18 protein-coding genes and 1 tRNA gene are annotated in these 19772 nt (G+C 78.0%); 4 read left to right on the forward strand and 15 right to left on the reverse strand.

The features are described 5' to 3' along the window. Window positions 1-181: hypothetical protein (locus EDC03_RS17465; protein ID WP_158674183.1), on the forward strand; the 181-nt coding region annotated here is incomplete at its 5' end. A gap of 402 nt (window positions 182-583) precedes the next feature. On the opposite strand, the gene dacB is transcribed toward EDC03_RS17465, so the two are convergent. After that, window positions 584-2074: a D-alanyl-D-alanine carboxypeptidase/D-alanyl-D-alanine endopeptidase gene (gene dacB, locus EDC03_RS03290; RefSeq protein ID WP_158674184.1), complete on the reverse strand. Its 1491-nt coding sequence runs from the start codon at window positions 2072-2074 to the stop codon at window positions 584-586. Window positions 2075-2240: 166 nt separating this feature from the next. Between dacB and EDC03_RS03295 the strand changes: the two genes are divergently transcribed. Next, on the forward strand, window positions 2241-2732 hold the full coding sequence (locus tag EDC03_RS03295) for an inorganic diphosphatase (RefSeq protein WP_123378821.1): 492 nt from the start codon (window positions 2241-2243) through the stop codon (window positions 2730-2732). 126 nt (window positions 2733-2858) lie between these two features. Here EDC03_RS03295 and EDC03_RS03300 read toward each other — a convergent pair whose 3' ends face one another. The 3 genes from EDC03_RS03300 to EDC03_RS03310 all read right to left on the reverse strand — a co-directional run bounded on the left by EDC03_RS03300 (window position 2859) and on the right by EDC03_RS03310 (window position 6251). Continuing rightward, the gene (locus tag EDC03_RS03300; RefSeq protein WP_199719910.1) at window positions 2859-3362 is read right to left on the reverse strand and encodes a MarR family winged helix-turn-helix transcriptional regulator; all 504 of its coding nucleotides are present in this window, start codon (window positions 3360-3362) and stop codon (window positions 2859-2861) included. Then, on the reverse strand, window positions 3359-5698 hold the full coding sequence (locus tag EDC03_RS03305) for an HAD-IB family hydrolase (protein WP_241967009.1): 2340 nt from the start codon (window positions 5696-5698) through the stop codon (window positions 3359-3361). Before EDC03_RS03305 ends, EDC03_RS03300 begins: the two co-directional genes overlap by 4 nt. 241 nt (window positions 5699-5939) lie before the next feature. Beyond that, the gene (locus tag EDC03_RS03310; protein WP_123379246.1) at window positions 5940-6251 is read right to left on the reverse strand and encodes a biopolymer transporter Tol; all 312 of its coding nucleotides are present in this window, start codon (window positions 6249-6251) and stop codon (window positions 5940-5942) included. 156 nt (window positions 6252-6407) lie between these two features. On the opposite strand from EDC03_RS03310, the gene EDC03_RS03315 reads away from it, so the two are divergent. Continuing rightward, window positions 6408-6965, forward strand: coding sequence for a type 1 glutamine amidotransferase domain-containing protein (locus EDC03_RS03315; RefSeq protein ID WP_123378823.1), 558 nt, complete (start codon window positions 6408-6410; stop codon window positions 6963-6965). Window positions 6966-7064: 99 nt separating this feature from the next. Here the strand turns inward: EDC03_RS03315 and EDC03_RS03320 are convergent, their stop codons facing one another. The 7 genes from EDC03_RS03320 to EDC03_RS03350 form a co-directional block, all read right to left on the reverse strand. Next, a complete protein-coding gene (locus EDC03_RS03320; protein ID WP_123378824.1) occupies window positions 7065-7721 on the reverse strand; it encodes a hypothetical protein in 657 nt (218 codons plus the stop codon). Further along, a complete protein-coding gene (locus tag EDC03_RS03325) occupies window positions 7718-9013 on the reverse strand; it encodes an MFS transporter (protein WP_123378825.1) in 1296 nt (431 codons plus the stop codon). Before EDC03_RS03325 ends, EDC03_RS03320 begins: the two co-directional genes overlap by 4 nt. A 112-nt stretch (window positions 9014-9125) precedes the next feature. Beyond that, window positions 9126-10328: an ABC transporter permease gene (locus tag EDC03_RS03330; RefSeq protein ID WP_123378826.1), complete on the reverse strand. Its 1203-nt coding sequence runs from the start codon at window positions 10326-10328 to the stop codon at window positions 9126-9128. Then, window positions 10325-11182 (reverse strand): ABC transporter ATP-binding protein, encoded by an 858-nt coding sequence (locus EDC03_RS03335; RefSeq protein ID WP_241967010.1) that lies wholly within the window; start codon window positions 11180-11182, stop codon window positions 10325-10327. Before EDC03_RS03335 ends, EDC03_RS03330 begins: the two co-directional genes overlap by 4 nt. Window positions 11183-11213: 31 nt before the next feature. Next, window positions 11214-12251 carry an efflux RND transporter periplasmic adaptor subunit gene (locus tag EDC03_RS03340; RefSeq protein ID WP_123378828.1) on the reverse strand — a complete coding sequence of 346 codons (1038 nt, stop codon included), beginning with the start codon at window positions 12249-12251 and terminating at the stop codon, window positions 11214-11216. Window positions 12252-12350: 99 nt separating this feature from the next. Beyond that, the gene (locus EDC03_RS03345) at window positions 12351-12749 is read right to left on the reverse strand and encodes a hypothetical protein (RefSeq protein WP_123378829.1); all 399 of its coding nucleotides are present in this window, start codon (window positions 12747-12749) and stop codon (window positions 12351-12353) included. After that, window positions 12746-13540 (reverse strand): SOS response-associated peptidase, encoded by a 795-nt coding sequence (locus tag EDC03_RS03350; protein WP_123378830.1) that lies wholly within the window; start codon window positions 13538-13540, stop codon window positions 12746-12748. The genes EDC03_RS03345 and EDC03_RS03350 overlap by 4 nt, the downstream gene beginning before the upstream one ends. A 190-nt stretch (window positions 13541-13730) precedes the next feature. Between EDC03_RS03350 and EDC03_RS03355 the strand changes: the two genes are divergently transcribed. Continuing rightward, window positions 13731-14495 (forward strand): flagellar brake protein, encoded by a 765-nt coding sequence (locus EDC03_RS03355; RefSeq protein WP_148057998.1) that lies wholly within the window; start codon window positions 13731-13733, stop codon window positions 14493-14495. Between the two features lie 81 nt (window positions 14496-14576). Here the strand turns inward: EDC03_RS03355 and EDC03_RS03360 are convergent. The 4 genes from EDC03_RS03360 to EDC03_RS03375 form a co-directional block, all read right to left on the reverse strand. Then, a tRNA-Thr gene (locus EDC03_RS03360) sits at window positions 14577-14652 on the reverse strand. 124 nt (window positions 14653-14776) lie between these two features. Continuing rightward, window positions 14777-16174 carry an MFS transporter gene (locus tag EDC03_RS03365; RefSeq protein ID WP_123378832.1) on the reverse strand — a complete coding sequence of 466 codons (1398 nt, stop codon included), beginning with the start codon at window positions 16172-16174 and terminating at the stop codon, window positions 14777-14779. Between the two features lie 105 nt (window positions 16175-16279). Next, window positions 16280-18847 carry a putative bifunctional diguanylate cyclase/phosphodiesterase gene (locus EDC03_RS03370; protein WP_123378833.1) on the reverse strand — a complete coding sequence of 856 codons (2568 nt, stop codon included), beginning with the start codon at window positions 18845-18847 and terminating at the stop codon, window positions 16280-16282. A 75-nt stretch (window positions 18848-18922) separates the two neighbouring features. Then, a complete protein-coding gene (locus tag EDC03_RS03375; RefSeq protein ID WP_123378834.1) occupies window positions 18923-19684 on the reverse strand; it encodes a hypothetical protein in 762 nt (253 codons plus the stop codon). Window positions 19685-19772 lie beyond the last annotated feature (88 nt).

Raw genomic sequence — 19772 nt, forward strand, 5'->3', positions numbered from 1 at the left:
GCCCGCCGGCTGGGGCGACCACGGCCAGCCGCTCGACTGCTCCTACCCCACCGCCGACATGGCCTGGCCCGGCGCGCTCTTGCTCATCAGCGCCGCCGCCACCGCGACTACCCACCACCGCGAGCCACCCCGACCGCCGGCGCCGCCGGTCGATGAGGAGGACGACCCGCCACCCTTCTGATTGCCGCGCCGTCGCCGCTCACGGGCAGGCGGGTCGCCGGGCGCCACCGGTCGGCGGTGGCGGACGCGCCGGCACCTTGCGACACACAGTGCCCTGCGGCCTCCCGGTGACGGTGGAGCCAGGACGGGACGGTGTGCCGAAAGAGGTCCGGAGGAGGCCGCGGAGGCCGCGGAGGCCGCGGAGGCCGCGGAGGCCGCGGAGGCCGCGACGAGATGGCTCGCCCCGGAGCCCTGCTGCTGCCGGCCGGCGTCGCCCCGGACGTCCCCCAGCGGACACCGCGGGCGGCGAGGGCCGGGGCAGATCCGTGCTTGAGGGGGTCCGCAGGGAGGCCGCGAGGGCCACGACGAGGCGGCTCGCCCCGGCGCTCGGCTGCGGCCGGACTGCCCTCGAACCGGACGTTCCTCAGCGGCAGCCGCAGGCGGCGAGGGCCGCCGCGATGTCGTCGACGGCCCCGCGCGCCGGCTCGGTCGCGGGGACGGCGTCGGCGAGGACGGCGAAGACCAGGAGGCGGCCGTCGGCGTCGACGACGCCCCCGGCGAGGGCCGTGACACCGGTGAGGGTGCCGGTCTTGGCCCGCACGGTGCCGCGGGCGGCGGGGTCGTCCCGCAGCCGGCCCGTCATCGAGCCCGAGAGGCCGGCCACGGGCAGCCCGGTGAGGACGGGACGGAGCGCCTCCTCGCGACCGGCCACGGCGAGCAGCTGGACGAGCGCCGTCCCGGTGAGGGCGCTGCCGTCCCCGAGGCCGCTGCCGTCGGCGAGTCGGACGCCGTCCACGTCGACGCCGAGGGCCGCCACCCGGGCGACGACGGCCTGCGCCGCCGCGTCGGGGGTGACGGGACCGCCGTCCGCCCGGGCGACGAGCAGGGCGAGGACCTCGGCGGCGGTGTTGTCGCTCGCGAGGAGGACGTCCTCGACGACCTCGGCCAGCGGCGCCGAGCGGACCGCGCCGAGCACCGGGGCGTCGTCGGGGAGGGCGGCGGGGTCGGTGCGGGCGGGGTCGCCGACGACCTCGACGCCCCGCTCCGCGAGGAGGTCCCCGAGCCGGGCGAGGGCCGCCAGGCCCGGGTCGGGGGTGCGGGGCGCGTACTCGCGCTCGTCCAGCCGGCCGGCGTCGACCGCGACGCCGGTGACGTCGGCCGCGAAGCCGCCCCCCACGTCACCGTCGGTCCAGCCGGACGGGCGGACCGGACCCGTCGGGGCGAAGGGGTCGGCGAGGCGGAGCGCGACCGGGCGGGCGGGCCGCGCCGACGACGCGGCGACGGCGTCCGCGAGGTCGGCGAGCCCGGCGCGCCCGGTGACGGCGTCGCCGTCCCCCGCACCCGCCGAGAGCAGGACGTCGCCGCCCGCGACGAGGGCGAGCACGGGCACGCCGTCGGCGCCCGCGCCCGCGCCGACGACGGTCGTGGGCAGCGTCGTCGTCCCGCCCACGGCCGCGAGGGCGGCCGCCGCGGTGAGGACCTTGGCCGTCGACGCCGGCTGGTGGGGCACCGCGGCGCCCTCGTCGAGCAGCACCTCGCCGCTCGCGGCGTCGGCCACGACGACCGAGCGCGAGGGCCCGAGCTCCGGCGCGGCCACGAGCGGGGCGAGCACCGCGGCCAGCGCCGCCGGGTCCGGGGCGGGCGCGTCCGTCCCGGCGGCGGCGGCGAGGACGGGACCGGCGGCGGCCGGCGGCAGCGTCGCGCCGGGGGCGTCGGGCCACGGGTCGGGGTCGGGCGGGGGCGACGTCGTCAGCGGGCCGGGGACGAGGTCGGCGACGTCGGCCGCGGCGAGCCCCCCGGCGGCGACGACGAGCGCGAGCAGGACACCGAGCACCCGGGGCGCGCGTCGACGACGACGTCGGCGCGGTGCCGCCTCGCCGGAGGGTCCGGCGGGGCGCGACCTCGACGTGCTCACGCCACCTCCTCGGGGGGGCCGGACGGGCGATCCCTCGGACCGCGTCGCCGCCCGTGCGGGTCGTGCGCGGCGGGGCCGGCGCCCGCGCGGGCCCGGGCACGGGGGGCGGTGCGCCACACTACGCAGCGAGCACCAGCAGCCGATCGCAGCCGGGAGGGCACGCACCGTGGAGTTCGACGTCACCATCGAGATCCCCAAGGGCAACCGCAACAAGTACGAGGTGGACCACGAGACGGGACGGATCCGCCTGGACCGCACCCTCTTCACCGCCACGCGGTACCCGGCCGACTACGGCTTCGTGGACGGCACCCTGGGCGACGACGGCGACCCGCTCGACGCGCTCGTCATGCTCGACGAGCCCACCTTCCCGGGCTGCGTCGTGCGCGCCCGCGCGGTCGGGATGTTCCACATGCGCGACGAGGCCGGTGGCGACGACAAGGTCCTCTGCGTGCCGGCGGGCGACCCCCGCCTCGAGCACATCCAGGACCTCACCGACGTGGGCGAGTTCTACCGCCAGGAGATCGACCACTTCTTCCGGATCTACAAGGACCTCGAGCCGGGCAAGTCGGTCGAGGGCTCGCACTGGGTCGGCCGCGCCGAGGCGGAGGCCGAGATCGAGCGCTCCCGTACCCGGCTCGCCGAGAACGGCGGCCACTGACACCACCGCCCCGCCGTCCGGCGGGCACCCCGACCGCCCCGCAGCCGCCCGTCGGCGCGGGGCGGTCGTGCGTCCGGGCCCGACCCCGGCGGAGAGAGGTCCGGTCGTCAGGTCCGGTCGGCCCGGTCAGACGTCGTTGAAGCGGCCCAGGAGCCGCGCGAGCGTGCGGACGTCCTCGACGTCCCACTCCGCCAGCCGGTCCCGCATGAGCCCGCGCCGCTGGTCGCGCTGCACGGAGAAGCGTTCGCGGCCCTCCGCGGTGAGGCGGACGAGCGAGGCCCGGCGGTCGACCGGGTCGTCGGTCCGCTCGACGAGGCCGAGCGCGACGAGCTGCGTCAGCTGGCGCGACGTCGTCGGCTTGCCGATGCCGAGGAAGGCGGCGAGGTCCGTCGTGCGCTCGGCGCCGACGGACGACAGCCGCAGGAGGATGCCGTACGCGGCGGGGTCGAGCGACGGGTCCAGCGCCGTCGTCACCGACCGCCCGTAGAGGCGCGCCCGGCGCACGAGGAGGCCGATCTGCGCCTCCATGTCGGCGACGGCGGCCTCGTGCTCCTCGGAGAGCGCCGAGCCGGCGAGGGGGCCGGCGCCCTGCTCGCCGGGGCCCGCGTCGCCGGCGTCGCCCGCGGTCACGGCCGGCCTCCCCGGGCCGTGCGCAGCCGGCGCGGCAGCGTGGTCCGCGCGGCCCACACCTCGACCGGCCAGCCCGCCCCGCGCGCCGCGCGCAGCAGCGGCACGTCGGGCGAGACGGCCGTCGGCAGGCCGACCGCGCGCAGCAGCGGCAGGTCGGAGTGGCTGTCCGCGTAGGCGTACGAGCGCGAGAGGTCGAAGCCGTGGACCTCGGCGTAGCGCACGACCCATGCCGCACGGCCCTCGCCGACGAGCGGCGGGGCGGTGAGGTGACCGGTGGCGCGGCCGTCGGCGTCCACGGCGAGCCGGGCGGTGACGACCTCGTCGAAGAAGGGCGCCAGCGGTCGGGCCAGCTGCTCGACGGCGCCCGTCAGCAGGACCGTCCGGTGGCCGGCCGCGCGGTGCTCGGCGACGCGGCGCAGCGCCGCGTCGCTCGCCCGCTCCAGCAGCGCCGGGGCGAGGGCCTCGTCGGCGAGCCGGTCGAGCAGCGCCACGTCCGCCCCGCGGTACCGGCGGTAGACCTGCCGGAGGAAGTCGCTCCGGTCGCGGCGCTCCGCCATGAGCATCGACGGGAGCCGGCCGGCCAGCGACGCGACCTCGCGGGCGGCCCGCACCCCGCCGAGGCCCGGCAGGCGCGTCCACAGGTACGTCTCGACGACGTTCGCGGTCAGCAGCGTGCCGTCGAGGTCGAAGACCGCGAGCACGTCGGTCGGCGGCGCGTCCGGCGCCGCGGGGACGAGCGCGCGGCGGACGCCCGCCGGCCCCCGCTTCGCGCGCAGCCGGCGCAGCTCGTCCTGCTTGCGGACGGGCTTGGTGACGCTCGGCACGTGGACGTCGCGCATGTAGTGCGTCCAGTCGACGACGGCCGTGTCGAAGCCGAGGGCAGGCACGTCGGCCGGGTCGAGCGAGCGGTGCAGCGCCAGCGTGGCGTCGTCGACGAAGTGCAGCTCGGACTGCGTGTACGGCAGGTACAGGTCCGAGTACTGGCGCAGCGTCCGCAGCCGGGTGCCCAGCCGGTCGAGGTCGCGGCTCCAGCCGCGCACGCGCTCCGAGCGGGGCACGTAGGTCAGCACCTTCTCGGCGCTGCGGTGCAGCCCCTCCCCGAGGGCGAGCCGGCGCTCGACGCGGGCGGCGCCGGGGAACTCCCACGTCGGCAGCGGGCCGGAGGGCTCGCCCGTGTCGAAGGGGTGCGCGAGGAAGTGCTCGCGGACCAGCTCGTAGAGCCGGCGGAAGGTCAGCGGGTTCCGCGCGCCCGAGGACACGTGGAAGTACTGCGGCGAGCCGGGCTCCGGCGTCGTCGCGCAGACGGCGACGAGGGCGTTGACGACGTGGTCGACGGGGACGACGTCGATCGTCGCGTCGGGCGCCGCCGGGACCTCGGGGAGCTCGCCGCGGCCGTAGGCCATGATCAGCGGCTCGGCCATCTTGAAGCCCTCGATCCACCCCGGGTAGGGGTGCTCGAGCGCCGACTCGACGATCGAGGGGCGCACGACGCTGACGGGCAGGGTCGCGCCGGCCTCCTCGACGACGCGCTCCCCCAGCGCCTTGGTGAAGGTGTAGACGTCCGTCCAGCCGAGGCTGTGGCCGCGCTGGCGCCCGGCCTCGCGCTGCTCGGCCAGCACCCACTCGCGACGGCGACGCTCGGCGTCCGCGGCCACGGTGAGGGGCCCGGCGCGCCCGTGGAGGGCCTGCGCCTCGGCGTTCAGCCGGGCGAGGACGTCAGGGGTGCGGCTGTCCTCCTCGACGCGGACGGCGAGGCGCTGCGCCGCGGCGAGCTCGACCCGCCAGTCGACGGTGTGCTCGACCGGCGCCTCGGGCACCGGGCCGCGGCGACGCCCGGAGACGTACGCCGTCGACACGTGCACGTAGTGGACGGGACCGCGGTCGCCCCGCCCCGGGCCGGGGGCACCGGCCTCGACGACGCGGTCGAGCAGGTGCTGCGTGCCGACGACGTTGGCCGCGAAGGCCTCCTGGATCGGCGGGGCGAAGCTCACCTCGCCGGCGCAGTGGACGACGACGTCGAGGTCGCGGGGCAGCGCCGGGACGTCGGAGAGGTCGCCCTCGATCACCTCGACGCGGGCGGCCAGGGCCTCGGCACCGCCGGCGGCCTCGACCGCGGGCGCGAAGGTGCGGCGCCGCAGGAGGCGGGCGACGCGGTCGGCGGCGGGCTGCCCGGCCTTCGGCCGGACGAGCACGACGGGGCGCACCCCCGGCACCTCGACGAGCAGCGTGCGCAGCAGCGCCTCGCCGATGAAGCCGGTGACCCCGGTGACGAGGACGCGACGTCCGTCGAGGGCGTCCGTGAGGCGCACCTGCGCGCTCCCTCCGCTCGTGGCCACCCGGGCGACCGCCGCCCGGGCCGACGGGGCCGGGCCCCGCGGTCGTGCCGCGGGCCGTCCCGGCGCGCGGGTCCTCGCGCCGGCCGTCAGACCGGCGCCGACCCTACGGGAGCCCGAGACCCGCCCGGCGCACGCCGCGGCCGGGGAGGCGGGCCCCCGTGCCGGGCCGCCCCCCGCGCGTCGTCGTCCGCCGTCGCCCCGCCCGCCGGGGGCCGGCTCCCGGGGCCGTCACCGCCCGCCGTCAGGCGTCGTCGCCCAGCTCGGCGAGGGCGGCCTCCCAGCGCCGACGACGCTCGTCGTCGTCCTGCTCCCACCAGGGCGTGCCCCGCTCTCCGAGACCGGTCTTCGCCGCCTGCACGCGGGCGCGCGCGCGACCTACCGCCTCCTCGTCGCCCGACCTGCGGCCGGTCCGGACGCCGCTGCGGCCCACGCCGAGGTGGTGCAGCAGCCGCGCGCGGACGTCGTCCGGGAGCCCGGGGTCCTGCGCGCGCCAGCGGCGGCCGTCGACGACGAGCCACCGCCCGTCCTCGGTGCGCGTGACATCCCGGCCCATGCCGCCCATCGTGGGTCCGCGCCGCGGGGGCGGCCCGCCCGGGGGGCGCCGCTCGTCGGGCGGAGGGCCGGGGCCCGTGCCTACCGTGGCGGCGCAGGGGCGCCCGGCGCCCGCAGCGCGTCCGCCGGTGGCGGGCGCCGACCCGAGGAGATCCCCATGGCAGGACAGCTGGAGGGCGTGCGCGTCGCGTTCCTCGCCGCCGACGGCGTCGAGCAGGTCGAGCTCGTCGAGCCCCGCAAGGCCCTGGAGGCCGAGGGCGCGACGGTGCACCTGCTCTCCCCCGGCACGGACGCGATCCAGGCCATGAACGGCGACATCGAGCCCGCCGACACCTTCACGCCGGACCGCGCCGTGGCCGACGCGTCGGTCGACGAGTACGACGCCCTCGTGCTGCCCGGCGGCACGGTGAACCCCGACAAGCTCCGCATCGAGGAGGCCGCGGTCTCCTTCGTGCGCTCCTTCGTCGAGGCCGGCAAGCCGGTCGGGGCCATCTGCCACGGCCCGTGGACGCTCGTCGAGGCCGGCGTCCTCCAGGGCCGCCGCGTCGCGTCGTGGCCGAGCCTCGCCACCGACATCGCCAACGCGGGCGGCACCCGCGTCGACGAGGAGGTCGTCGTCGACGGCACGCTGGTGTCGAGCCGCAACCCCGACGACATCCCGGCGTTCAACGCCAAGCTCGTCGAGGTCTTCGCGGGGGCCCGGACCCCCGCCTGACCCCTCGACCGCCCCCGAGGGCCACGCAGGACCCACGACGACGGCGCGCCGCCCCTCCCGGGCGGCGCGCCGTCGTCGTCCCGCCGCCGCACCCGACCGTCAGCCGGGGCGGGCGTCCTCGACCGTCGAGACGACCCGCACGAGCGAGGGCGCGGGCGGGCTCGAGCCGAAGCCGAAGCGCACCGGCGGCTCGACGGGTGCCAGCGCGCCGAGGTCCTCGCCGTCCCACGTCGCCCGGGCGGCGACGACGGCGCGGACGTCCCGGGCGCCGTACCACTCGCGCCGGCCGCCGCCGGCGCTCCCCCGCGTCCGCACGCCCCGCAGGACGACCCGGGCCACGGGGTCCACCGCGGCGGCGAAGGCGGGGGCCGCCGCGAGCGGGCCGGGGACGCAGCGCAGCAGGAGGCCCAGCGGCGTCCGGCCGCCGAGGACCAGGCGGACGGAGAGCGGGCCGGCGTCCACGACCCACTCCGCCCCGGGCCGCACGGGCGGCGTCGTCACCACGACGTCGACGACCCGGGCCTCGTCGAAGGTGTAGACGCCCGTGACGTAGTCGGCGACCTCCTGCGTCGGGGCGAGGAGGACGCGGTGCCCGTCCGGGCGCTCGACCATGACGTCGGTGAAGGCGCCCGCCGCCCCGGCGCCGAAGGGCGAGCGGTGCCAGTGGCCGACGACGACGCGGGTGCCGCCCGTCGTGCCCAGGCCGGCGATGGCCCCCGTGAAGCGCCGCCGGGCCGGGGCGCCCGCGCGGCTCACGGCGTCGCCCCGGGGGCGCCGTCGCCGGCCGGCGCGAGGAGGGACCGGCTGCGGCGCAGCAGCAGCGCGAGGACGAGCGCCCCGAGCAGGCAGCCGCCCGCCAGGACGGCCACGCCGACCCAGCCGGCACCCGTCCACGCCGCCCCGGCCGCCGTGCCGCCGACGGAGGAGCCGGCGTAGTAGGCGACGAGGTAGGCCGAGGCGGCCTGCGCGGTGGCCCGCCCGCCCACGGCCGCCCGGGCCGCCACCCAGCCGCTCGCGACGCCGTGGGCGGCGAAGAAGCCCGTCGTGAGGACGGCGAGGCCGAGGACGAGGACCCACAGCGGGCCGGGCGCCGTGAGGGCGACGCCCGCCACGGCGACGGCCACGGCGACCGGCACGACGGCACGACGGCCGAGGACGTCGGCGAGGCGGCCCGCCGAGGTCGACGACACCGACCCGAGGGCGTAGACGACGAAGACGAGGCCGGCGAGCGCCGGCCCGAGGTCGTACGGCGGGCCCGCCAGGCGGAAGCCGACGGCGTTGAAGACGGCCATGAACCCCGCCATGAGGAGGAAGGCGAGCCCGTAGAGGGCGAGCAGCGCCGGGTCGGTGAGGACGCCCCGGGTGCGCCGTCCGAGCTCGCGCACCCCGGCGGGCGCGGGCACGAAGCGCCGGGACGGCGGCAGCACGCGTCGGACGACGAGCGCGCACCCCAGCGCGAGCAGCGCCGTGACGCCCGTCGCCAGCCGCCAGCCGCCGAGCTCGGCGAGGCCCGACGACGACAGCCGCCCGACCATGCCGCCGACGGCGTTGCCGCCGACGTAGAGGCCCGTGGCCCAGCCGGCCGCGGACGGGTGGACCTCCTCGCGGAGGTACGCCACGGCGACGGCGGGCAGGCCCGCGAGCGCCAGCCCCTGCACGCCCCGCAATACGACGAGCACGTGCCAGGTGGGGGCGAGGGCGCACGCCAGGCCGAGGACCGAGGCGGCGAGCAGGGAGCCGTGGACGAGCCGCGTGCGGCCGACGCGCTCGGACACCGGCGCCGCGAGCAGGAGGCCGAGGGCCAGGCCGGCGGTCGCCGCGGAGACGGCGAGGGTCGACGTGCTCGCGCTGACGCCGAGGTCGGCCGACAGCAGCGGCAGCAGCGGCTGCTGCACGTAGAGCAGCGCGAAGGTGACGAGCGCGGCGAGGAAGAGCGCCGTGGACGCGCGGCGCAGCCCCGGCTCGCCGCGGCGGTAGCCCTCGGCCCCCGACGTCGCGGCGGGCCCGCCCCCGGGCGGTGCGGCGGGCGCGGGGCGGCGGCGGGGCACGCCGCGACGCTAGCCCCGCCGCCGGGCGACGGCCCGGCGGTGGCGCACGGCGGCCGCGCCGAGGCCCTGCGGCGGCCCTGCGCGACGGCCCTGCGCGACGGCCCCGCGGGCGTCAGTAGCGGATGGCGTCGACGACGCGCGCCCGCACGGCGACGACCGCCGGCACCAGGCCCGCGAGCGCGCCGACCCCGACGGCGGCGACGAGCCCCTCGACGGCCGCCCGGACGGGGAAGGGCGGGACGTCCGACAGCGAGAGCCCGTAGCCGCCGAGGAGCTCGAGCGGGAGGTTGGAGACCACCCCGACGGAGACCACGACGGCGGCCGCGCCCGCCAGCGTCGTCGCGACGACGCTCTCGAGCAGCACGGCCGTGAAGACGCGTGCGGAGGTGGCGCCGAAGCTGCGTCGGACGCCGATCTCGCGCACGCGCTGGCGGACGGTGACGAGCCCGACGTTGAGGACGCCGAGCCCGCCGAGCAGCAGCGCGAAGAGGCCGGCCCCGCGCACGCCGTAGGCCAGCACGAGGTCGAGCACCTGCAGGCCCTCGGCGCTGTCGCTGCGGTAGGCGTTGACGTAGGTGCCGGGCACGGCGCCCGTCAGCTCGGCCTGGGCCAGCGAGACGACGGCGTCGGCATCGTCGTCCGGGACCCACAGCTCCCGGGTGACGCCGGAGCCGTCCTGCCCCACGGGCAGCCAGCGCTCGGCGTGGTCGGCGAGCAGGAAGGCCGACGGGTAGTCCTGGCCGTCGTCGACCACGCCGACGACGACGGCGGTCACCGGGGTCTCGCCGCCGAGGACGACGGCCGGCAGGCCGCCGGGGTCGGCGGCGGGGCCGACGGCGTCCGCGAAGGCACGGTTGACGACGAGCGGCGGCGCGAGCCGGTCGACGTCGTCGTCGGCGAACCACCGGCCGTCCTCGACGACGACGCGGTGGATGAGGCCGTACGCCGGGTCGACGGGCGTCATCTGGACCAGCTGCGTCCCGCCGGGGAAGCGCACGGGCGCCTGCGTGCCCCAGCCGCCGGACGTCGACCAGCGCACCTCGTGGCGGTCGACGAAGGTGTCGAGGGCGGCGGTCGCGACCGCCCGGTCGAGCTCGACCCCCTCCGGGTAGATCTCGACGAGCACCGTCGCCGGCCGGCCGCCGATGCGCTCGGTCTCCTCGGTGACGAGCTGCCGGCCCATCGCCCCGACCGCCGTGACCGTGGTGAGGGCGAGGACGGCGAGGAACACCCCGACGAGGGACAGGACGACGCGGACGCGGTGCACGCGCACCTCGCCCCAGGCCTCGGCCAGGACGCCGACCAGCGCCGTCACGGGAGCACCGGCTGACGGGCGGTCGTCCCGGTGCCGTCGACGTCGTCGGCCTCGACGCCGTCGTCACCGGGGGGCGCCGCCGGGCGCGCCACCCCGTCCGGCGCGCTGCCGCGGACCGCGGTGGCGCCGGCCACCTCGTCGCGCGGGACGGGCGTGAGGACGCCGCGCTCGAGGCGCAGCACCCGGTCGGCGCGGGCCGCGACCGACAGGTCGTGCGTGATGGTGACCAGCGTCGTGCCGCGGTCGGTGACGAGCGCCTCGAGGAGGTCCATGACGGCGGCGCCGGTCTCCACGTCGAGCGCGCCGGTCGGCTCGTCGGCGAGCAGCACGCGCGGCGCCCGGACGAGCGCGCGCGCGACGGCGACGCGCTGCTGCTCGCCCCCGGACAGGCTCTCGGGGACGGCCTCGAGCCGGTGCCCGAGACCCACGCGCGCCAGCGCCTCCTCGGCGCGGCGTCGCCGTCCCCAGAAGGCGCGCCCGCGCGCGTAGAGCAGCGGGGCCGCGACGTTCTCGACGGCCGTCCGCCGCGGCAGGAGGTTGAACTGCTGGAAGACGAAGCCGAAGGAGGCCCCGCGCAGCCGCGCGCGACGGCGGCCGGACAGCCCGGCGGCGTCGAGCCCGTCGAGCAGGTACCGCCCGGACGTCGGGGTGTCGAGGAGACCGAGGACGTTGAGGAGCGTCGACTTCCCGGACCCCGAGCGCCCGACGACGGCGACGTGCTCGCCGGGCTCGACGACGAGGTCCACGCCCGTGAGCACGTCGAGGACGCCGCCGTCGGGGAGGTCGACCCGGCGGCCGACGCCCTCGAGGCGGAGCTCGCCCGCCCGGGCGGGCACGGCGGGCCGGCGCCTCACCGCGGCCGTCCGACGAGGGCGCGGGCACGCCTCACCCGTAGGGCCCGAAGCCGTAGGGGTCCTCCGCCGCGTCGTCCTCGCCCGGGACGAACTGCAGCACCGCGGTGCCCTCGGCGAGCCCCTCGGTGACCTCGACGAGGGCGCCGTCGGTGAGGCCGAGGCCGACCGGCGTCTCCACCGGCTCCCCGCCCGCGGGGTCGACCACCCAGACGAGGCCCTCGGCGACGGTGCCGCGGACGGCCGTGACCGGGAGGACGACGACGTCCTCCGCGGTGCCGGCGGTCAGCGTGACGTCGGCCTGCAGCCCGGCGAAGGCGACCGCGTCCGCCGGCACGCGGCAGGTGATCTCCGCCCCCGTCGGCGTGCTGCCCGCCCCCGCGTAGGGGTCGAGGAAGGGGTCGACGGGCGCGGGCGCGGCGTCGCCCTCCTCCGGCGTGCCGGTGCGGACGTCGGTGCAGGCGAAGGGCGCCGGTCCGCCGGGGACGGTGACGACCGCCTCGGCGGGGGGCTCGAGCAGCCGGAACTGCTGCTCCTGCGTGAGCGGGGCCGAGACCGAGAGCGTGCCCGGGGAGACGGCGGCGACGACGTCGCCCACGGAGACCACCTGGTCCTCGAGGACGGCGAGGGAGGAGACCGTGCCGTCGCTCGTGGCGCGGACGACGACGGTGACCTCGCGCGGTTCCTGCGGGACCGTCGTCGTCGTGCCGTCCGGGAGGGTCTCGGTGCGGTCGGGCCGCTCCTCGAGGGTCTCGACCTCCACGAGCGGCGCGCCGACCTCCACCTCGTCGCCCACCTCGACGCGGAGGTCGGACACCTCGCCCGAGCCGGTGCTGCGGACCTCCGTGGCCGGGTCGGCCAGGACGGTGCCGGCGAGCTCCACGGTGTTCGTCACGGACCCGCGCTCGGCGGTGACCTCCGGCGGCGTGAGGACGACGGACGGCTCCTCGGCCGTGGTCCCGCCGAGGACGGCGGCCCCGCCGCCGAAGGCGAGCCAGGCCAGCGACACCGCGATGACCGCCCAGACGAGCAGCCGCAGCGTCGGGAACACGACGTGGCGCAGCACCCGCATGCGACCCCCCGGTGGCGTGGGCGCCCCCGCTGGCGCCGTCCGGACCGTACCGGCCGCGAGGGGCGTCCCGGGGCCCGTCCGGCGGGGACGCGCCGGGCCTCAGGCGGCGGCGCGGGCCAGGCCGGCGACGCGGACGAGCGCGAGGACGGCGCCGGGGCCGACGAGGGCGGGGCCGGCCCACCACTGGCCCAGGAGCGCCGAGACGAGGAGCGCGAGGACGGCGCCGACGAGCGCGGCCACGACGACGACCGGCAGCGCGCGGACGCCGTTGCCGGACTCGACCTGGGCGCCGACGAGCCGGCCGCCGAGCGCGCCCGTGGCCCCGCCCACGGCCGCCGACAGCGCGACCGCGGCGGCGAGGAGCAGGAGCCACCCCTGCGTGTCGCCGGCGACGACGAGGAGGACGGTGCTGACGACGCCGCCGACGGCCCCGAGGAGGGCGCCCGCGCGGGCGCCCCGGCTGACGAGGACGGGCGTGTCCCGGGCGGCGGTGCTCACGGGCGTCCCCCCGCGTCGGGCCCGGTGCCGGGCGCGGCGTCGTCGGCCCGGACGGGCTCGACGAGGTGCGGCCCGTCGTTTGCGACGTTGCCGACCTCGGGCCCCACGACGTGGGGGACGAGGTGCGGCTCGGGCAGCGCGGCGACCATGGCCCGCACCTCCTCGGCCTCGGTGGTGGTCGTGTCCAGCCAGGCGGAGCGGGCGTCCGCGGGCACGACGAGCGGCGTGCGGTCGTGGATGGCGCCGAGCGCGTCCGTCGCCGCGGTCGTGACGACCGACACCGACCAGAGCCAGCGCAGGGGGTCGTCGTCCCCCCGCGAGCGGTCCCGCCACAGCTCGTAGACGCCCGCGAAGGTCAGCAGGGCCGCGTCGGGGTCGCGGAGGAACCACGGGGTCTTGCGGCGCGTGCCCGAGCCGGGCTCGGGGGCCTGCCACTCGAAGTAGCCGTCGGCCGGCACCAGGCAGCGGCGGCGCACGGCCGCCGTCCGGAACGCCGAGCGCTCGGTGAGGGTCTCGGCGCGGGCGTTGATCATCCGCGCGCCGGTCGACGGGTCCTTGGACCACGGCGGCACGAGGCCCCACCGGGCCGTCCGGAGCTGGCGCCGCGGGGCGGCGTCGGCCGCGTCGGCGGCCTCGGCGCCGGGGCGCGGCGGGCGCTCGACGACGACGCGGACGTCGTCGGTCGGCGCGACGTTCCAGGAGGGCGGCAGCTCGGGGCCCACCACCTCCTCGACGGCCAGCTCGTCGACGACGGCGGCGTCCCGCACCGAGCTCGCGTAGCGACCGCACACGCGGGCCAGTCTGCCCGGGGGCGTCCCGCGCCGCCGCGCCGAGCACGAGGGGCGGGGGCGCGGGCCGGGCGGCCGACGGGGCGGCGGGGCCGTGAGGGGGACGACGCCCGCGGCCCCTCAGCCCGGGGCCCGGGCCGCCGACCGGGAGGCCAGGAGACCGTCCGGGCGGGCGGTGCGCGAGGAGGACCGCGTGGTGACGAGGACGGCCGTCGGGCCCGTGCTGCCCGAGGCGGAGGCGCCCCCGGTGGGGACCCTCCTCGACGTCGTGCCGCCGGACGGGCGGCCGGACGCCACCGGCCGCACCGGCGCCCGGGCGCTCACCGCCCGCGTCCTCGCGACCGCCCCCGACCACCTCGTGCTCGCGACGCCCACCGACGTCCTCGGCACCCCCGTGCCGGTCGTCCTCGGCGCCGACCTCGACCTCGTGTGGTCCGAGCACGGCGACGTCGTCGGCGTCGCCGTCCGCGTGGGGCACGTCGACGACGGCACCTGGGGCGCCGTCGCCACCGCCGGCCCGCAGCGGGTGCAGCGGCGCGACGCCGTCCGCGCGCCCGTGCAGCTGGCGGCGGTCCTCTCGCGCGACCCGGCCCACCGCGGCGAGGAGCCCGCCCCCGCGGACGACCCCGGGGCCCCGGCGACGGGCGGCGGCGCGCGGCCGGTGCTGCGGACGGTCGTCGAGGTGCCCGTCGACGACCTCAGCGAGAGCGGCGCCCGGTGCGTCGTCGACCCCGTGGCGCTGCGGCTCGAGCACGGGGCCCGGGTGCTCCTCGAGCTGCCGCTCGACGGGCTGCGCGGCCCCCTCACGGCCCGCGTCGTCCACCGGCGCTTCCGGCCGCGCGGCCGCGGCGTCCTCGTGGGCCTGCGCTTCGTCGACGTGGCGGACGCCGAGGCCGACGTGGTGCGCCGGTACGTCTTCGCCCGGCTGCGCGAGCTGCGGCGGCGCGGGGCCGTGTGACCCGGGCACGGCGCCGACGGACGGCGACGACGGGTCCGGACGCAGGAGGACCCCCGGCTCGCGAGGAGCCGGGGGTCCGGGTGGGGCCGCCTGTGGGAGTCGAACCCACGACCTACGCATTACGAGTGCGTCGCTCTACCGACTGAGCTAAGGCGGCCTGCGCGCCCGCCGGGCGCGACAGCAGAGGATGCTACCGGTCGCGGGGCCGTGCTCTCGACCCGTGGTGCCGCGCACCGCCCGACGTCCTCCGACCAGCGCCGCCGGCGGCGCGCCCCGGCCCGTCAGCCGGCCTCGCTCCTCCGCCCCGCGGGCACCGCCCGGCCGCTGCCGGCGAAGTCGGTGTCGCGGGTCTCGCGGGAGACCAGCAGCGCCACGAGCGTCACCGCGCCGACCACCGCGAGGTACGCGCCCACCCACGGCAGGCCGCCGACGCCGAGGAGCCAGGCCGCGAAGTAGGGGGCGAGCGAGGCGCCGAGGATGCTCGCGAGGTTGTAGGCGAGCGAGGCGCCCGTGTACCGGACGGCCGGCGGGAAGAGCTCGGGCAGCAGCGCGCCCATGGGGCCGAACGTCAGGCCCATGAGGCCGAGCCCGACGAGGAGGAAGAGCAGCACACGTCCCTGGCTGCCGTCGCCGAGGACGAGGGGGAAGGCAAGGCCGAAGGCGATGATCGCGACCGTCGTGAGGAGCAGCGGCCCGCGACGGCCGAAGCGGTCGGCGACGAGGCCGGCCACGGGCACGAGCGCGCCGAAGGCGAGGACGCCGACGAGGAGGAGGACGAGGAACTCCTCGCGGGAGTAGCCGAGCCCGCCGTCGGCGGACGGCGTCGTCCCGTAGGTCAGCGAGAAGACCGTCATGAGGTAGAAGAGCGTGTACGTCGCGAGCATCGCGCCCGTGCCGATCAGCAGCGGCCGCGGCGACCGGCGGACGACCGCGGCGAGGGGCAGCCGCTCGCGGGACTCGGTGGCCGCCACGCGGGCGAAGACCGGCGTCTCGGCGAGCTGGAGCCGCACGTAGAGGCCGACGACGACGAGCAGCGCCGACAGGACGAAGGGCACGCGCCAGCCCCAGGCGAGGAAGGCCTCGTCGCTCATGACGGCCGACAGCCCGAGGAAGACGCCGTTGGCGACGAAGAAGCCGATGGGCGCGCCCATCTGCGGCGCGGAGCCGTAGAGCGCCCGGCGGTGCCGCGGGGCGTTCTCGGTGGCCAGCAGCGCCGCGCCGCCCCACTCCCCGCCGAGGCCGAGGCCCTGGCCGAAGCGCAGGACGCACAGGAGCACCGGGGCCCAGACGCCGATCGAGGCGTACGTCGGCAGGAGGCCGATGAGGACGGTGGAGACGCCCATGACGAGCAGGGAGGCGACGAGCGTCGCCTTGCGGCCGACCCGGTCGCCGAAGTGGCCGAAGAGGGCGGAGCCGAAGGGGCGGGCGACGAAGGCGATGGCGAAGGTCGCGAGCGACTGCAGCTCGGCCGTGCCCGTCCCGTCCTGGGGGAAGAAGAGGACCGGGAAGACGAGCACCGCGGCCGTGGCGTAGATGTAGAAGTCGTAGAACTCGATGGCCGTCCCGACGAGGCTGGCCGTGACGACCCGGCCGCGGGGGTTGACCTGCGCCTCCGGGTCCGGCACGGCCCGCGGGGGGTCGACGGGGGCGGGCTGCGGCGTGGCGGGGGTGCTGCTCATGACGTCCTCTGCTGCTCGTGCGGTCGCCCGCACGCTAGGTCGCCATCCGCTCGGCGAGACGACGGTCTCGCGATGTGGATGCCCCGGGCACCCGCGGGCCGACCGTCAGGACGTCGCGGTCGCCGTCCGGCGGCGCGCCAGCCACCCGGGCACCTGGTCGCCCGGCATCGGCCGGGCGACGACGAAGCCCTGGACGACCTCGCAGCCGAGCGCCTGCACGCGCTGGCGGGCCACCTCGCTCTCGACGCCCTCGGCGACGACGCGCATGCCGAGGTCGTGGGCGAGCAGGACGATCGAGCGGACGACGGTCGAGTCGGTCGCCTCGCGCTCGAGCCGGCGCACGAAGGACTGGTCGATCTTCACCTCGTCGACGGGCAGCCGCTCGAGGTAGGCGAGCGACGAGTGGCCCGTGCCGAAGTCGTCGACGCTCACGCCGACGCCGAGGCGGCTCAGCGCCGACAGGACCTCGAGGCTGCGCTCGGGGTCACTCATGACGCCGCTCTCGGTGATCTCCAGCACGAGGGCGGACGGCGGCGTCCCGGTCGCGGCCAGCAGCGCCGCGACCGAGTCGGGGAGCGTGAGGTCGGAGATGTCGCGGGCCGTGACGTTGACGGAGACGTCGAGCTCGTGGCCCTCCGCCGCCCACGAGGCCCGCAGGCGGAGCGACTCCTGCAGGACGGCGAGCGTGAGCCGGCCGAGGTGGCCGGTGCGCTCGGCGATGGCCACGACCTCGGCGGGCGGGACCCACCCGTAGCCGGGGTGCCACCAGCGCAGGAGCGCCTCGACGCCCGTCACGACGCCCGTCCGGGCGTCGGTCTGCGGCTGGCACCACACCTCGAAGCCCCGGCGCTCGATGGCCGTGGGCAGCTCGCCCGCCAGCGCGAGGCGGCGGTGGACGGCGTCGGTGTCCTCGGGGACGTACGTCGCGACCCCGCTGCCGGTCGACTTGGCGGCGTACATCGCGACGTCGGCGTGGACGAGCAGCTCGTCGGTGTCGCGGGCGCCCGGCGGGATCGGGGCGACGCCGAAGCTCGCCGTCGTCGTGAGGGTGAGGTCCTGCATCGGCACGGGCGCGACCACGGTCGTGAGGAGGCCGCGCGCCCGGCGGAAGGCCTCGGCGGCGCTGACCCCGGGCAGGAGGACGGCGAACTCGTCCCCTCCGAGCCGTGCCACGGTCCCCGGCGGGCAGCCGTCGCCGGCGGCGGACGACGCCGCGACCGAGTCCCGCAGCCGTCGCCCGGTCACCTGCAGCAGCTCGTCCCCGGCGCGGTGGCCGAGCGTGTCGTTGACGTCCTTGAAGTCGTCGAGGTCCATGAGCAGGACGGCGCCGCCGCGGTCGTCGGCGAGGGCGCGGGCGACGGCCTCGTTGAAGGCCCGCCGGTTGGGCAGCCCCGTCAGCGCGTCGTGGAGCGCGTCGTGCTCCCGCTCGGCGGCCACGCGGCGCAGCCGGTCGACGAGCCGGGCGCGCTCCAGCGTGACGGCCGCGTGGGCGCTGAGGGTCTCGAAGAGCTGGAGGTCCTGCTCGCCGAGGTCCTCGTTGCCGAGGTGGCGGTCGGTGACGAGGAAGACGGCGCGGTAGGTCTCCGAGACGAGGTGGACGGCGATGCCGTCCCGCGGCGCCCCGGCGACCGGGCTGGGGTGGCCGGCGCCGAGCACCACAGGGGTCCCCGTGACCGCGGGCGCCCACCAGGCGCGCGCCACCTCGTCCGGCCCCACCTGCCGGCGCTCGAGCTCGCCGCCGCGGCGCAGGGACAGCGCGGTCCCGAGCCGCCAGTCGTCGCCGAGGTCCTCGGCCCCGCGGAGGACGACGAGCTCGGCCCGTTCCGTCCTCAGCAGCCCCGACGCCTCGCGCAGGACCGACGACAGGGCCTCCGGCAGCTCGGCGGAGGTGCCCGTCGACCCGACGAAGCGGTAGAGCGCCTGGACGCGGGTGTACCCGTCGACGAGGGAGATGTAGTGGCGGTAGCCGACGCCCACGGCCGCGAGGACGACGACGAGGACGAGCAGCGCCAGGGGCCGTGCCTCGATCAGCACGACGACGAGGACGGCGGCGGCCGTGTTGATGACGGCGGCGAGCAGGCCCGTGCGCGCCCACTCGGGGACGCCGAAGGTCGGCGGTCGTCCCTCGGAGACGGCGATGGCACCCGTCACGGCGACGGCGGCCACGACCTCGGTGCCCATGACGGCGAGGAAGGAGGCCAGCCACGCCTGCGGCTCGGCCACGTCCGCGCCCTGGCGGACCAGCTCGTAGACGAGGACGCCGGCCCCTGCCTCGACGACGAAGAGGGCGGTGTTGAAGGCCAGCTTGGGTCCGCGCTGGCCGCTCGCGACGGCGGCGACGGTGCCGCCGACCACGTAGGCCAGCAGGTACTCCAGCGGGTTGAGGTACGCCAGGCCGATGACGGCCGGCACCTCGCGGAACGTGAAGGTGTGCGCCCCCTCGACGGAGGGCAGGCGGGCCACGACCCGCTCCCCGACGAGGAAGAGCACGACCATGACCGGCAGCGGCCAGCCGATTTCGGGCTCCGGCCGCTCCGGCAGGAGGGCGACGACGGCGAGCACCGCGCCGACGACGGCGAGCACCGCCGTGAGCATCCAGATCGACGCGCGGGGCGACCGGGGCGGGCGGCGGGCGCGGCGGGACGACCCGACGTCGGCCGCGGGTCCCGCCATGTGCCACCTCCTCGGCCCCCGGGGGGCCACGGGCCGGCGCCGCCCTGCGGCGGCGCCGGCCCGGTCAGCCGTGCGTCAGTCCCAGCGGTGCGCGTCCGCGCCCTTGGCGTCCCAGCGGTGCGCGTCGGTGGCCTTGGCGTCCCAGCGGTGCGCGTCGGTGGCCTTGGCGTCCCAGCGGTGGGCGTTCGTGCCCTTGGCGTCCCAGCGGTGGGCGTTCGTGCCCTTGGCGTCCCAGCGGTGGGCGTTCGTGCCCTTGGCGTCCCAGCGGTGCGCGTCCGTCGCGGTCTTCGCGTCCCAGCGGTGGGCGTTCGTGCCCTTCGCGTCCCAGCGGTGCGCGTTCGTGCCCTTGGCGTCCCAGCGGTGCGCGTCCGTCACGGTCTTGGCGTCCCAGCGGTGGGCGTTCGTGCCCTTCGCGTCCCAGCGGTGCGCGTCCGTCGCGGTCTTGGCGTCCCAGCGGTGCGCGTCCGTCGCGGTCTTGGCGTCCCAGCGGTGCGCGTCCGTCGCGGTCTTGGCGTCCCAGCGGTGCGCGTTCGTGCCCTTGGCGTCCCAGCGGTGCGCGTTCGTGCCCTTCGCGTCCCAGCGGTGCGCGTCCGCGGCGCCCTTGGCGTCCCAGCGGTGGGCGTTCGTGCCCTTGGCGTCCCAGCGGTGCGCGTCGACGGCGACCTTCGCGTCCCAGCGATGCGCGTCGGTGGTGGCGGCGCCCGCCGGGGCGGCGATGCCGAGGACCCCGGCGGTCCCGAGGACAGCGGTCCCGACGAGGGTCGCGAGGAGGCGACGAGCGGAACGACGTGCGCGCGAAGAAGTCATGACCCGGCTGTCGGCGTGGTGAGCGCTCATCTGAAACTCCTCGTGAGTCCGGCCACCCGGTCGGGCGACTCGCTGTGAGTGATCATCAAACATCGAGAGTGAGCATGACGACACCCCT

Source organism: Pseudokineococcus lusitanus (assembly GCF_003751265.1).
Classification (GTDB): Bacteria; Actinomycetota; Actinomycetes; order Actinomycetales; family Quadrisphaeraceae; genus Pseudokineococcus; species Pseudokineococcus lusitanus.

Excerpts from the sequence above, each read along its gene's own strand:
- EDC03_RS03310 (WP_123379246.1), bottom strand. The coding sequence starts at position 6,251 with ATGGGCCGGGATGTCACGCGCACCGAGGACGGGCGGTGGCTCGTCGTC.
- EDC03_RS03315 (WP_123378823.1), top strand. The coding sequence starts at position 6,408 with ATGGCAGGACAGCTGGAGGGCGTGCGCGTCGCGTTCCTCGCCGCCGAC.
- EDC03_RS03340 (WP_123378828.1), bottom strand. The coding sequence starts at position 12,251 with ATGCGGGTGCTGCGCCACGTCGTGTTCCCGACGCTGCGGCTGCTCGTC.
- EDC03_RS03365 (WP_123378832.1), bottom strand. The coding sequence starts at position 16,174 with ATGAGCAGCACCCCCGCCACGCCGCAGCCCGCCCCCGTCGACCCCCCG.
- EDC03_RS03370 (WP_123378833.1), bottom strand. The coding sequence starts at position 18,847 with ATGGCGGGACCCGCGGCCGACGTCGGGTCGTCCCGCCGCGCCCGCCGC.
- EDC03_RS03375 (WP_123378834.1), bottom strand. The coding sequence starts at position 19,684 with ATGAGCGCTCACCACGCCGACAGCCGGGTCATGACTTCTTCGCGCGCA.